The organism is Achromobacter animicus (genome assembly GCF_902859585.1).
Classification (GTDB): Bacteria; Pseudomonadota; Gammaproteobacteria; order Burkholderiales; family Burkholderiaceae_B; genus Achromobacter; species Achromobacter animicus.
Map to the genome: position 1 here is coordinate 508,216 of NZ_CADIJM010000002.1, position 12,535 is coordinate 520,750.

The 12,535-nt window shown below is 68.6% G+C and carries 8 protein-coding genes; 2 read left to right on the plus strand and 6 right to left on the minus strand.

Annotation, left to right across the window (positions count from 1 at the left end):
* Positions 1 to 98: 98 nt before the first annotated feature.
* From HV681_RS07215 to HV681_RS07235, 5 genes are all read right to left on the minus strand, one after another.
* Positions 99 to 1,904 carry an NAD(P)/FAD-dependent oxidoreductase gene (locus tag HV681_RS07215; protein ID WP_175122422.1) on the minus strand — a complete coding sequence of 602 codons (1,806 nt, stop codon included), beginning with the start codon at positions 1,902 to 1,904 and terminating at the stop codon, positions 99 to 101.
* 312 nt (positions 1,905 to 2,216) lie between these two features.
* Positions 2,217 to 4,115: a sigma-54-dependent Fis family transcriptional regulator gene (locus HV681_RS07220; protein WP_175122423.1), complete on the minus strand. Its 1,899-nt coding sequence runs from the start codon at positions 4,113 to 4,115 to the stop codon at positions 2,217 to 2,219.
* A gap of 190 nt (positions 4,116 to 4,305) precedes the next feature.
* Complete coding sequence (locus HV681_RS07225; protein ID WP_175122424.1) at positions 4,306 to 5,277, minus strand: Bug family tripartite tricarboxylate transporter substrate binding protein; 972 nt, start codon at positions 5,275 to 5,277, stop codon at positions 4,306 to 4,308.
* A 104-nt stretch (positions 5,278 to 5,381) separates the two neighbouring features.
* Entirely contained in the window at positions 5,382 to 6,266 is an 885-nt protein-coding gene (locus HV681_RS07230) for an alpha/beta fold hydrolase (RefSeq protein ID WP_175122425.1), read from the minus strand.
* Positions 6,263 to 6,865 carry an amino acid synthesis family protein gene (locus HV681_RS07235; protein ID WP_175122426.1) on the minus strand — a complete coding sequence of 201 codons (603 nt, stop codon included), beginning with the start codon at positions 6,863 to 6,865 and terminating at the stop codon, positions 6,263 to 6,265. The genes HV681_RS07230 and HV681_RS07235 overlap by 4 nt, the downstream gene beginning before the upstream one ends.
* 123 nt (positions 6,866 to 6,988) lie before the next feature.
* Here HV681_RS07235 and HV681_RS07240 point away from each other — a divergent pair, with 123 nt between their 5' ends.
* Positions 6,989 to 7,897: a LysR family transcriptional regulator gene (locus tag HV681_RS07240; RefSeq protein ID WP_175122427.1), complete on the plus strand. Its 909-nt coding sequence runs from the start codon at positions 6,989 to 6,991 to the stop codon at positions 7,895 to 7,897.
* Positions 7,898 to 7,930: 33 nt separating this feature from the next.
* Here the strand turns inward: HV681_RS07240 and HV681_RS07245 are convergent, their stop codons facing one another.
* The gene (locus HV681_RS07245) at positions 7,931 to 8,836 is read right to left on the minus strand and encodes a LysR family transcriptional regulator (RefSeq protein WP_175122428.1); all 906 of its coding nucleotides are present in this window, start codon (positions 8,834 to 8,836) and stop codon (positions 7,931 to 7,933) included.
* A gap of 113 nt (positions 8,837 to 8,949) precedes the next feature.
* Between HV681_RS07245 and HV681_RS07250 the strand changes: the two genes are divergently transcribed.
* Positions 8,950 to 12,486 carry an indolepyruvate ferredoxin oxidoreductase family protein gene (locus HV681_RS07250; protein WP_175122429.1) on the plus strand — a complete coding sequence of 1,179 codons (3,537 nt, stop codon included), beginning with the start codon at positions 8,950 to 8,952 and terminating at the stop codon, positions 12,484 to 12,486.
* The last annotated feature ends 49 nt before the right edge of the window (positions 12,487 to 12,535 follow it).

Below are 12,535 nucleotides of genomic sequence, written 5' to 3' on the forward strand. Positions count from 1 at the left end.
AAACGCATGGATAACGCGTCGAAGTGTCAACAATTTACTCCCCGGGCGGGGGCGGGCGCAAGGGCCGTCGGCCCCCTGCGCGCCCGTTGCCCGTGCGCCTATCGCTTGTGGTGCACCTCCTGCATTCCGTATACCTGCACGGGGAGGCCGGCGTGGCGGGCCTTCAATTGCAGGGACAGATACTGCGAGTAATGGCGCGACTGATGCAGGTTGCCGCCGTGAAACCACAGCGCCTCCTGCTGCGTGGGCTTCCACATGTTGCGCTGTTCGCCTTCCCAAGGGCCGGGATCCTTGGTGGTGGCCGACCCCAATCCCCAGCATTTGCCAACCTTGTCCGCGACCTCCGGACTGATCAGGTCCGCCGCCCAGCCGTTCATCGAGCCGTACCCGGTGGCGTAGACCACCAGGTCGGCGGGCAGGGTGACGCCGTTGGTCAGCACGACGGCGTCGCGCGTGAGCCGGCTGACGTCGGTGCGCGATTGCAGCTTGATGCTGCCGTCGATGATGAGATCGCATGCGCCCACGTCGATGTAATAGCCCGAGCCGCGCCGCAGGTATTTCATGAAGAGGCCGGAGCCATCGTCGCCCCAATCCAGCATGAAGCCCGCGGCTTCCAGCTTCTGGTAGAACTCCGCGTCGCGCTCGCGCATCTGTTCGTAAAGCGGGATCTGGAATTGCGCCAGGATCTTGTAGGGCACCGACGCGAAGGTCAGATCGGCCTTGCGCGTGGTCATGCCATTGGCCAGCGCCTGCTCGGAATACAGCCCGCCCAGCCCGATGTCCATCAGCGTCTCGGAGCGCACGATGTGTGTGGACGATCGCTGCACCATCGTGACGTTGGCGCCGCCTTCCCACAACGCCGCGCAGATGTCGTGGGCCGAATTGTTGGCGCCGATGACGACGACGTTCTTGCCGCGGTAGGCGTCCGGGCCGGGGTGGCGCGAGGAATGCTGCTGCTCGCCCTGGAATTCGTCCTGCCCCGGAAAGCTGGGCACGTTGGGCTTGCCCGACATGCCGGTGGCCAGCACGAGCTGCTTGGGCCGCAGCACCACGGGCTTGCCCTCGCGCACGACGTGGACCTCCCATTCCTTTTTGTCCTCGTCGTAGCGTGCCGACTCGCAGACGGTGGAGGTCCAGTAGTTCAGCTCCATCACCTTCGTGTACATCTCCAGCCAGTCGCCGATCTTGTCCTTGGGCGCGAAGACGGGCCAGTTTTCGGGGAAGGGGATGTAGGGCAGGTGGTCGTACCAGACCGGGTCGTGCAGGCACAGCGACTTGTAGCGCTTCCTCCAGCTGTCGCCGGCGCGCTCGTTCTTTTCGAGGATGAGCGTGGGCACGTCGAGCTGGCGCAGACGCGCGCCCAGCGCGATGCCGCCCTGGCCGCCGCCGATGATCAGCACGTAGGGCTGCGTCTCGTAGCCCAGCTCGGCGGCTTCGCGCTCGCGCTTTTCCAGCCAGGTCTGGCGTTCGCGGCTGTGGCCGTGCTGGGCGCCCATGGGCCGACGCACGCCGCTCGGTTCTTCGTGGCCCTTCAGTTCCGACATGGTGGTGAGCAGCGTCCAGATCTTGCCGTCCTTGACCCGGATGTGGCCGTAGCCGCGCGCGAGATTCGTATCGACGCGGAACCACCCCTGCAGCAGGCCGCCTTCTTCGGTGGTCGCCTCGGCCTCGTCGCGGGTGAAGCGCACCGGCTCGACGTGTTGCAACTGATGTTCCAGCATGTCGCGGATCTGGTCCTGGCCTTCCAGCGTGCGCAGGTTCCAGGAAAACAGCACCAGGTCGCGCCAATAGCATTCGTCCTGGAACATCCGGGCAACGGCGTCGATGTCCTTGTTGCCCAGCGCAGTGTTCAGCTGCGTAAGCAACGCGTCCAAGGCGGCGTCGGCGGCGTGGTCGATCGGCATGTCATGTCTCCTTGCCCGGGGTGGGCGGTCGTTGTCGTGGCGGACGCACGGTCCGGCGGCCGGCGGTCCGGCGGTCCGGCGGTCCGGCGGTCCGGCGGTCCGGCGGCGGCCCCGTCCTGTGTCGGAAGGTGGTCGCCGATCAGGAACATGCAAATGCCATGCCAGGTGAGTCGGACGGGGGACGCCCCGGCGCGCGCGGGCCGAGGCGGGAGTGGGGGTGTGGCGCGATGCCACACCTGTGGCGCGACGCTGTGGCGCAACGCTGTCGCGCAACCCCGCGCAACCCCGCGCGATCCGCGCAACGCTGCGGCGTCAGCGGCGCGAGGCCAATCCGTAGCGCCGCATCTGGCGATGCACGGTGGAACGGTCCACGCCCATGCGACGCGCCGCTTCCGATACGTTGCCCGCGCAGCTGGCCAGCGTGGCGCGCAGCGCGGCTTCCTCGGGGCTGCCAGCCGCTGGCGCTGCCGCCAGCGCCAGTGTGTCGGGCAGGTCGTGCGGCTGGATGACGCCGTGTTCGCATAGCGCGGCAGCCACCGCAATGACGTTGGCCAGTTCACGGATGTTGCCTGGCCACGCGTGGGCTTTCAGCGCAATCAACGCGGCAGGCGACAGCGCGGGCGCGCCGGATTCGTCCTGGTGCCGCGCCAGCATGCGCGCGATCAGCCAGTCCAGGTCCTGGCGTTCGCGCAGCGGCGGCACGGTGAGCGCGGCCGCGTTGATGCGGTAGTACAGGTCTTCACGAAAGCGCCCCTCGCGCACCAGCGCGCCCAGGTCGCGGTGCGACGCCGACACCAGCGACAGGCGCAGCGCGCGCGGCGCATTGGCGCCGATTGGCGTCACCTCGGATTCCGCCAGCACGCGCAGCAGGCGGCTTTGCAGCGCCAGCGGCATGTCGCCGATCTCGTCCAGAAAGAGGGTGCCGCCGTCGGCCTCCTCGATGAGACCCTTGCGGCCCTTGGGGGCGGCGCCGGTGTAGGCGCCCGGCAGGTAACCGAACAACTCGCTTTCGATCAGCGATTCGGGGATGGCGGCGCAATTGACAGCGACGAAGCGGCCAGCGCGGCGGCTTTCATCGTGGATGGCGCGCGCCAGGTATTCCTTGCCGACGCCGGTTTCGCCCTGCAGCAGCATGGGCAGGCCCTGCCGCGCCAGCTTGGCGGCGCGCACCAGCAGCGCGGCCATGCGGTCGTCGCCGCCGTCCAGGCCGCGCAGCGCCGAGGGCGCCTCGCGCACCGCCACGGTGGCGCCGCGCGGGCGGCGGTTGGGTTCGATGGCGTGGGCAAAGAGGGCGTCCCCGTCACGCGCGACGATCAGCCGGTCCTGCGGCGCGCGGCCGCGCGTGTACTGCGGCAGATCGTCCAGCTGCACGTCGAAAAAGCGCGTCACCGGCAGGCCGATCAGGTCATGCGGATTGCGCCAGTCCAGCCCGGCGGCGCGCGCCAGCAGCTTGGCGCCGTTATGCGTCATGCCGAGCACGCCGCCGGCCCCGTCCAGCGAAATCGCGGCTTCCGGATCCACATCCAGGAATTCCGGCGAGCGGGCAAAGCGCAGCACCCATTCGTTGCGCGTACGCGCCATCAGGTTGGCGAGCTCGATGCGCCGCGTGGTGCTGTTGACCAGATGCAGCGCCAGATTCTGGCTGGCCTTCAGGCTGGGCGAACTGAGTAGCGAGATGTCCAGCACGGCGGCCAGCTCGCCGTCGGCGCTGTAGATGGGCGCGGCGGTGCAGGACAGCGGCGTGTGCGTGTTGTCGAAGTGATCGGTCTGGTGAATGGTGAGCGCTTCGCCCGTTTCCAGGCAGGCGCCGACGGCGCAGGTGCCGGCGCGCTGCTCGGACCATTCCGACCCCAGATACAGCCCGGCCTTGCGCAGTTGGGCGGTCTGCTGGGCATCGCCCAGGAATTCCACGGTGACGCCTTGCCGGTCGGCCAGCAGCAGCACGTAGTTCTGGCCCGCCACCTGCCGGAACAGGTGATCCAGCCCGCTGCGGGCGATGGCGATCAGGGCTTCGGATTGCTGGCGGTGTTCACGCAGGCGGCCGTCCGGGACGATGTAGGCCTCGCAGGCGTGGGTCGGGTCGAGGCGGTACTGATCCAGGCAGCGCAACCAGCTGCGCACCACGTGCGCGTCTCGCTGCGTGGGCAGGCCCTGGCCGACCTGTTCGATTTCGCGGATATGGGCGGAGTGCAGGGATTCCTGACTGGGCATGTCGTCTCCAGGTTTGCCCGATCTGCGCCGGATCAACGGGCAGCATGCCCAAGCGGAGACGCCGCTGTAAATGCTGGTTATCCAGCAGTCGCGCGGCCCCGGCAGCCGGCATCCCGGGGTTCCAAATCCGGCCCAGCAATCTGGCCCCGCGTTCCGGCCCCGAATCCCCCTTAGGTCGGCTTGCTACCGCCTACAGATCCACCCGCACCTTCCCCGACTGCACCAGCCCGGCGACATCCCGGATCTCTGCCAGCAGCGCGTCTTGCAACTGCGCGGGCGTGCCACCGGTAGGCTCGAAACCTTGCTCAGCCAGCTTGGCGTGCACGGACTCGGTTTTCAGGGCGCGGTTGATGCCTTGGTTCAAGGCCGCAATCGTCGCCTCGGGCGTTCCCGCCGCGCAGTAAGTGCCGAACTGGATCTGCGCCGAAAATCTCGCAAAGCCGCTTTCGGCAACGGTGGGAATGTCCGGGTATTTGGGCAGGCGCTCCGGGCTGGTCACGGCCAGCACGCGCAGGCGGCCGCTCTTCAGGTAGGGCTCGACCGCGGCGACGGTGGCCACCACCACCTGGATCTGGCCGCCCAGCAGGTCGGTCATCATCGGGCCGGTGCCGCGATACGGCACGTGCAGCATCTCGATGCCGCACGCGGCCTGCAGCAGTTCGGTGGCCAGGTGCTGAGGTGTCGCGTTGCCCGGGGTGCCGAAGGTCAGCCCCTTGGGCTCGCGCCGCGCCTGCGCCACCAGTTCGGCGATCGTCTTGGCTGGCAGGTCGCTGTTGACCGCCACCATGTAAGGCGAACGCGCGATGGGGCAGACGGGGGCCAACTGTTTCAGCACGTCTTCGGGCGGCCGGGCGTAGTAGCGCACCGACGGGACCAGGCCGGCAAACAGCAGCATGCTGCCGTCCTTGGCGCCATTGGCCGTGTAGTCCGCGCCCAGCATGCCGCTGGCGCCGGGTTTGTTTTCGACGATGACCGAGCGCTCCAGCGCGCCTTCCAGCGACGCTGCGATGACGCGGCCCAGCACGTCGGTGCCGCCGCCCGGCGGGAAGGGCACGATCACGCGCAGGGGCTGTTCGCGCGCGACGGCCAGGCGGGTGGCGGTGGCGCCCAGCGGGGCGAGCGACATTGCCGCGAGGGTCTTGATGAGGGTTCTGCGGTCCATGTGTTTTGTCTCCGTCCCCGCATCGTGGCGGGGTGTCGCGCATCGTCTCTGTCAGGGCGGACGATTTCGGGTTCTGGGGATTGCGGTTGATGCGGTGTCGTCAGCTACGCCTTTGCGGAATGCGTCGGCGCTGAATTCGGTTGCGCCGAGTTCGCCTGCGTTGAATCCGCTTGTGTTGAATTCGTCAGCGTGGTTTGCGTCTGCGTGGATTGCGTCTGCGCCGGATGCGCCGACACAAAGCTGCGCAGCGCGGCCGCCACCGTGCCGGGTTCCTCTACCGGCAGCATATGACGCTGTTCGGGCGCCACGCGAGCGCACGCCCGAGGCAGCGCGCGCGCCAGCTCCCGCGTCATGCGCGGGTTGGAGCCGACATCGTTCTCGCCCGTCATGACCAGCACAGGGCACGCAATGTCCGGTGCGGCCTGCGCCAGCAGCGGATCGCCCAGCGCGAACAGCGCGTAGGCGGACAGGAAGCTCTCGCGGTCGTTGTCCAGCAGGCGCTGTTCGATCTGCGCCACGCGCGCGGGCCGCGCCGCTTGAAACGCCGGCGTGAACCAGCGCGTCAAGGACACCTTGGCGGCCTCCTGCGGGTCCTGCGTGGCGGCCGACGCCAGCCGGGCGCGCACCGCCGCGGCTTCTTCTTGCGTGCGGCGAAACACGGTGCTCAGCAGCGCTAGCCGGCTGACGCGATCGGGGCGGGCCGCCGCATAGGCGCCCGCGATGAGGCCGCCCATGGAATAACCCAGCACGGTCGCCTGTTGCCAGCCTGCGGCGTCCAGTTCCGCATCCAGTTGCGCAATGAAGTCCTGAATGTCCGCCTGGCCGCGCAACGCGGGCGCGGCGCCGTGGCCCAGCAGGTCATAGCGCAGCACGTCGAAATCCGGCTCCAGCAAAGGCGCCAGATCGTCCCACAGCGTGTGGTCCAGGCCGACGCCGTGCAGCAGGACCAAAGGTTCGCCGCGGCCGGTGCGCCGCCGTTGCGTATTCATTTTGCGCGCGCCTCCTGCGCTTCCTGTTCCAGTTCCTTCAGGTCCGAATAGCGGTTGCCGATGCGGTGATGCGGACGGCCTGAGGTGGCCGCGCCCAGCGCGATCACGATCTCGTCCGGCGCCGGCGCGTCGTTGATGGTGGTCTGCACCGTCAGGTAGTGCGAGCGCAGGCCTTCGTCCAGCTTGTGCATCAGCGGCACCGAGATCACGCAGCCGGGACCGCCGCGCATGTTGGTGAAGCTGAGATAGCTGGTGCCGCCCACCGCGTTGCGGTAGAAGTTGCCGAAGCGCAGCGTGTGGATCAGCGCTGACGCGTGTTCGACCTCGCCAGCGGTGCCCACCACGGCGGCCTTGCCGTAGGCCTCGATGTTGTCCGCCGATCCGGCCTGGCGCAGGATCTCGCTGACCAAGAGTTCGCCCAGCGGCGGCGCGGCTTCCAGGATGCCGGGCCGCAGGTCTTCCTGGAACGGCAGGCCGGCCCACGGATTGCGGATCACGGCGGCGGCCACGATCATCACCAGCGGGCGTTCGGCTGCGCGGCCGCCTTCGATGAGGGTTTTCTCGACGTAACTGACTACCTTGCGCACTTGCAGTGACATACGCGCTGCTCCGAAAGCTGGGGGATGAATGACGAGTCCATTGTTCGGCTCGAAGCGCGTTTTTGACAATCCAAATTAACGTGAGCTAACTTCAGAATATCCGAATTCAGTCCGGCGCCCGTCATGCCCACCCCTCTGAAAATCCAGCACCTGCGCCAGTTCCTGATGGCCGCCGACCACGGCAGTTTTCGGGTCGCCGCGCAGGGCACGTTCCGGTCGCAGGCGGCCGTGTCCGCCGCCATGCAGGACTTGGAGCAGCAGTTGGGCGCGCCGCTCTTCGAACCCGGCAAGCGCGCCCAATTGACGGCGCTGGGCCAGGCGGTGGCGCCGCTGTTCCGCGAGCTGCTGGCCACGCATGACCGCGTGCTGGATGCGGCGCGGCAGTTCGGCATGGGCAGCCAGGGGCCCGTGGCGCTGGCCGTCATGCCGTCGCTGGCCGACGAATGGCTGCCCCGCCTGCTGGAACGCTATGCGCGCAGCCATCCCGATGTCCGCATCCGCGCACTGGACGAAACGTCGCCCGAGGTGCACCGGCTGGTGCTGTCGGGAGAGGTGCAGGTGGGCGTGGCTGGACAATCCCCGCGCACCGCCGAGGTGGCCTTCACCCCGGTGGCGCGCGACGCCTTTGGGCTGGTCTGCAAGAAGAGCCACCCGCTTGCGCGGCGCCGGGGACCCGTGTCGTGGGCGGCGCTGGCGGATGAACGCCTGATCGGCAACGCCACCTTCGAAACGCTGAAGAACCGTCAACTCGGCAGCGGCATCGACGACCCGGCGATCGTGGTGTCCAACCGCGCGTCGCTGTTGGCCAGCGTGGTAGGCGGCCTGGGCGTGACGGTGCTGCCGGTGCTGGCGCGGCCCGCGGCGGGCAGCGGGCTAGCTTTCGTGCCGCTGGTGGAGCCCGTGGTCGAGCGCATCGTCGGCGTGCTGACACGCAAGGAAGAGACGCTGCTGCCGTCGGTGGCTGCGATGCACGCGCTGGCGCTGCGGTCGCTGGCGCAGTTCACGCGCCGCAAGGGCGCGGTGCTGGTGTAGGCGGAAAGCGGTCAGCCGGGCTGCGGGCCGGCGTCACCCTCCGCACGCATAGATCATGAATTGCCGGAAGGCCTCGGCCGGCTTGGCCATGGCCGCGCGCGGATGCCACAACAGACCGGCTTCCATCGGCGGCACGGCGTCGGTGATGGGCACCGCCTCGATCTTGCGGCCCTCAAGCGACCAGGGACGGTAGACCATGTCCGACAGCATCGTAATGCCAAAGCCGTGCGCGACCAGCCCCCGCAGCGCCTCCATCGACCGCGTCCTGAAAGCAATGTCCGGCTGCAGGCCGTGGCTGCGCCAATAGCCCAGCGTGGAACGTTCACCTTCGTCCATTTCCAGCAGGATGTACGGATAGCGCGCAATGTCGGCCAGCGCGGGCGCGGCCGCCTGCGTCAGCGGATGGCCCGCCGCCGTCCACAACTGGCGCCGCGATCGCACCAGCACGTGATGGCCGAAGCGCTCGCGTTTGTCGACGTTGGACAGCAGCGCCACGCCCAGCTCCACGTCGCCGCTGGCCACGGCCTGTTCGATCTCGGGGCGGTCCAGGTCGACCAGGTCCAGCACCACGTCGGGATAGCGCCGCCGAAAGCGCGCCAGTAAATCGGGCAGAAAGTACCCCAGCACCGTATACGACGCCGCGATGCGCACCGAGCCGCGCAGCGCATAGCGCTGAAACCCCGGCTCGCGCAGTGCGTCATCCAGCGAATCGAGCACGTCGCGCGCGCGCTGATGGAAGTTGTGGCCCTCGGGCGTCAGCGTCACCCCGTGCGCATGGCGGTCGAACAGGCGCACGCCCAGTTGCGCCTCCAGCGCCAGTACGGCGTTGGTCACCGCCGATTGGGACACATGTTCGTCGGCCGCCGCCATGGAAAACCGCCCGGTGCGGGCGGCGGCGGCGAAGTACCGGAGTTGGCGAAGCGTGACTTCATTAGCCATGTGTTTTTCACATACCAGCTAGTCGAATATATGAATATACGATGGCTGCGCGCCTTCCTACACTGCGGAAAACACGTAAATGCCCGCACCGCAGATTGCAGGAGACAACACCGATGAACGCCCCTCTACCCCCCGGCGTGGCCGATACCCATGGCCTGTCGCTGGACGACAAATACGCGCAGCCCACCGGCCGCGTCTACCTGAGCGGCACGCAGGCGCTGGTGCGCCTGCCGTTGATGCAGAAGCAGCGCGACCAGCAGGCCGGCCTGAACACGGCGGGCTATGTGTCCGGTTACCGGGGCTCGCCGCTGGGCGGTCTGGACCAGGCGCTGTGGAAGGCCAAGCGCCATCTGAAGGCGAACGACGTGGTGTTTCAGCCCGGCCTGAACGAAGACCTGGCGGCAACCGCAGTTTGGGGATCGCAGCAGCTCAATCTGTTTCCCGGCGCGCAGCGCGATGGCGTCTTTGGCATGTGGTACGGCAAGGGGCCGGGTGTGGACAGGTCGGTGGACGTGCTCAAGCACGCCAATTCGGCCGGCACGTCCGCGCACGGCGGGGTGCTGATGCTGGCGGGCGACGACCACGCCGCCAAGTCGTCGTCGGTGGCGCACCAGTCGGAACACGTGCTGATCGCCAGCGGCATTCCGGTGCTGTACCCCTCCAACGTGCAGGAATACCTGGACTACGGCCTGCACGGCTGGGCCATGAGCCGGCACACCGGTCTGTGGGTGGCAATGAAGTGCGTGACGGATGTGGTGGAATCCAGCGCGTCGGTCGACGTGGACCCGTCGCGCGTGCAGATCGTGCTGCCCGAAGACGGCATGCCGCCGGGCGGTTTGAACATCCGCTGGCCCGATTCGCCGCTGGCGCAGGAAGCGCGTCTGCTGGACCACAAGTGGTACGCGGCGCTGGCCTATGTGCGCGCCAACAAGCTGAACCGCGTGGTGCTGGATTCGCCCAATGCCCACTTCGGCATCATGACGGCCGGCAAGGCGTATCTGGACGTACGGCAGGCGCTGAACGACCTGGGGCTGGACGAGGCGGCCTGTGCGCAGGCCGGCATCCGCGTGCTGAAGGTGGGCTGCATCTGGCCGCTGGACGCGCAGGACGCGCGCGAGTTCGCCACCGGGCTCAAGGAAATTCTGGTCGTCGAGGAAAAGCGCCAGATCCTGGAATACGCGCTGAAGGAAGAACTCTACAACTGGCGCGACGACGTGCGGCCGCGCGTGTTCGGCAAGTTCGACGAACGCGAGAACGGCGGCGGCGAATGGTCCACGCCGCGCGGCGGATGGCTGCTGCCGGCGCGCTATGAGCTGTCGCCCGCGCTGATCGCCCGCGCCATCGCCGCGCGCCTTGAAAAAGCCGATCTGTCCGACGCACTGCGCGCCCGCATCGCGGCGCGCCTGGCCGTGATCGACGCGAAAGAACGCGAGGCCAGCCGCCCCACGCTGGTCGAAGAGCGCAAGCCCTGGTTCTGTTCCGGCTGTCCGCACAACACCTCGACCCGCGTGCCGGAAGGGTCGCGCGCGGTCGCCGGCATCGGCTGCCACTACATGGCGATGTGGATGGACCGCAATACCGACACCTTCAGCCAGATGGGCGGGGAGGGCGTGGCGTGGCTGGGCCAGAAGGACTTCACGTCCGAGCGCCACATCTTCGCCAACCTGGGCGACGGCACGTATTTTCATTCGGGCCTGCTCGCCATCCGCGCGGCCATCGCGGCGCGTGCGCGCATCACCTACAAGATCCTCTACAACGACGCCGTGGCCATGACGGGCGGGCAGCCCGTGGACGGCGTGCTGACCGTGCCGCAGATCGCGGCGCAGATGCTGGCCGAAGGCATCGTCAAGACGGTGGTGGTGACGGACGAGCCCGATAAATACACGGGCGCGTTGACCTTGCCGGCCGGCATCGAGGTCCACCACCGCAAGGCGCTGGACGACGTGCAGCGCGCGCTGCGCGACATCGACGGCGCCACCGTGCTGATCTACGACCAGACCTGCGCGACCGAGAAGCGCCGCCGCCGCAAGCGCGGGGATTATCCCGACCCGGCCAAGCGCGCCTTCATCAACGAAGCGGTCTGCGAAGGCTGCGGCGATTGCTCGGTGCAGTCGAACTGCCTGTCGGTCGAACCGCTGGATACGCCGCTGGGCACGAAGCGGCGCATCAACCAGTCGTCGTGCAACAAGGACTTCTCGTGTGTCGAGGGCTTCTGCCCCAGCTTCGTGACGGCCGAAGGCGCGGTGCCGCGCAAGCCCGGCAAGCAGGGCGGCGCGCCCGCGCTGCCCGAGGCCCCGCTGCCCGAGCGCGCCGATATTGCGCCGGGCGCCGCGTATCGCGTGGTGGTCGCCGGCGTGGGCGGCACGGGTGTGGTGACGGTCGGCGCGCTGATCGGCGCGGCCGCGCACATCGAGGGCAAGGGCGTGACCGTGCTGGACATGGCCGGGCTGGCGCAGAAGGGCGGGGCCGTGCTCAGCCACGTGCAGCTGGCCAACCGGCCCGAAGACCTGCACGCCACCCGCGTCGCGCTGGGCGAGGCGGATCTGGTCATCGGTTGCGATGCGCTGGTGTCGGCGTCGCCCGAGGTGCTGTCGCGCCTGCGGCCCGATCATGGCCGCGCGGTGGTCAACAGCAGCGCCGCGCCGACCGCCGCGTTCCTGTCGCAGCCGGCCTGGCGCTTTCCGGGCGCGCAGGCGCAGGCCGCGTTGACGCAGAGCACCGGCGGACATGTCGACTTCCTGGAGGCCGGCCCGCTGGCCGAAGCGCTGCTGGGCGACAGCATCTACGCCAATCCGCTGCTGTTGGGCTATGCGTGGCAGAAGGGCGGCCTGCCGCTGTCGCTGGATAGCCTGCGCCGCGCGATCGAGATCAACGGCGTGTCGGTGGACAAGAACCTGGACGCCTTCGAACTGGGCCGTCAGGCCGCGCATCGCGGCGCCGACGCGCTGCGCCCGGCGGCGGCCGAGCGGGTGGTGGCGCTGCCTGAAACCCTGGATGCGCTGGTGAACCGGCTGGCGGCGCACGTGCGCGATTACCAGGACGACGCGTACGCGCAGCGCTATCTGGCGGCCGTGGCGGCGGTGCGCACCCGCGAAGCCACGCTGGGCGACAAGCGTCACGAGGTCACGCGCGCCGTGGCCCGCAATCTGGCCAAGCTCATGACCTACAAGGACGAGTACGAGGTGGCGCGGCTGCATGCCGACCCCGCGTTCAAGGACCGGTTGCGCGCGCAGTTCGAAGGCGAGCCGGGCCGCGACTACACGCTGCGCTATTACCTGGCGCCGCCGGCGTTGGCGCGCCGCGACGCGCGGGGCCGTCCGCAGAAGCGCGCGTATGGGGCGTGGATGGAAACGGCGTTCCGATTGCTCGCGCCGATGAAGCGCGTGCGCGGCACGTGGCTGGACGTATTCGGCAGGACGGCCGAGCGCCGCATGGAGCGTCAGCTTGCGGCGGATTATCTGGCGCTGGCCGAGGAGTTCGCCCGCACGCTGGACGACGGCAACCGCGACGCGGCGCTGGAACTGGCCAACGTGCCGGATGCGATCCGCGGGTATGGGCATGTGAAGGAAAAGAGCGTGGAGCAGGCGCGCGGCAAACAGGCGGCGCTGTGGGAGCGGTATCGCGCAGGCAAAGCGCGGTTGGCGGCCTGAGCTGGCGGACGGGTCGACCGCGCGCAGCTGCAGCCTGACCGCGCTGGGA

What these genes read in the sequence shown, in the direction of transcription:
- HV681_RS07215 (WP_175122422.1), bottom strand. Translation starts at nt 1,904, where the DNA reads ATGCCGATCGACCACGCCGCCGACGCCGCCTTGGACGCGTTGCTTACG.
- HV681_RS07220 (WP_175122423.1), bottom strand. Translation starts at nt 4,115, where the DNA reads ATGCCCAGTCAGGAATCCCTGCACTCCGCCCATATCCGCGAAATCGAA.
- HV681_RS07225 (WP_175122424.1), bottom strand. Translation starts at nt 5,277, where the DNA reads ATGGACCGCAGAACCCTCATCAAGACCCTCGCGGCAATGTCGCTCGCC.
- HV681_RS07230 (WP_175122425.1), bottom strand. Translation starts at nt 6,266, where the DNA reads ATGAATACGCAACGGCGGCGCACCGGCCGCGGCGAACCTTTGGTCCTG.
- HV681_RS07235 (WP_175122426.1), bottom strand. Translation starts at nt 6,865, where the DNA reads ATGTCACTGCAAGTGCGCAAGGTAGTCAGTTACGTCGAGAAAACCCTC.
- HV681_RS07240 (WP_175122427.1), top strand. Translation starts at nt 6,989, where the DNA reads ATGCCCACCCCTCTGAAAATCCAGCACCTGCGCCAGTTCCTGATGGCC.
- HV681_RS07245 (WP_175122428.1), bottom strand. Translation starts at nt 8,836, where the DNA reads ATGGCTAATGAAGTCACGCTTCGCCAACTCCGGTACTTCGCCGCCGCC.
- HV681_RS07250 (WP_175122429.1), top strand. Translation starts at nt 8,950, where the DNA reads ATGAACGCCCCTCTACCCCCCGGCGTGGCCGATACCCATGGCCTGTCG.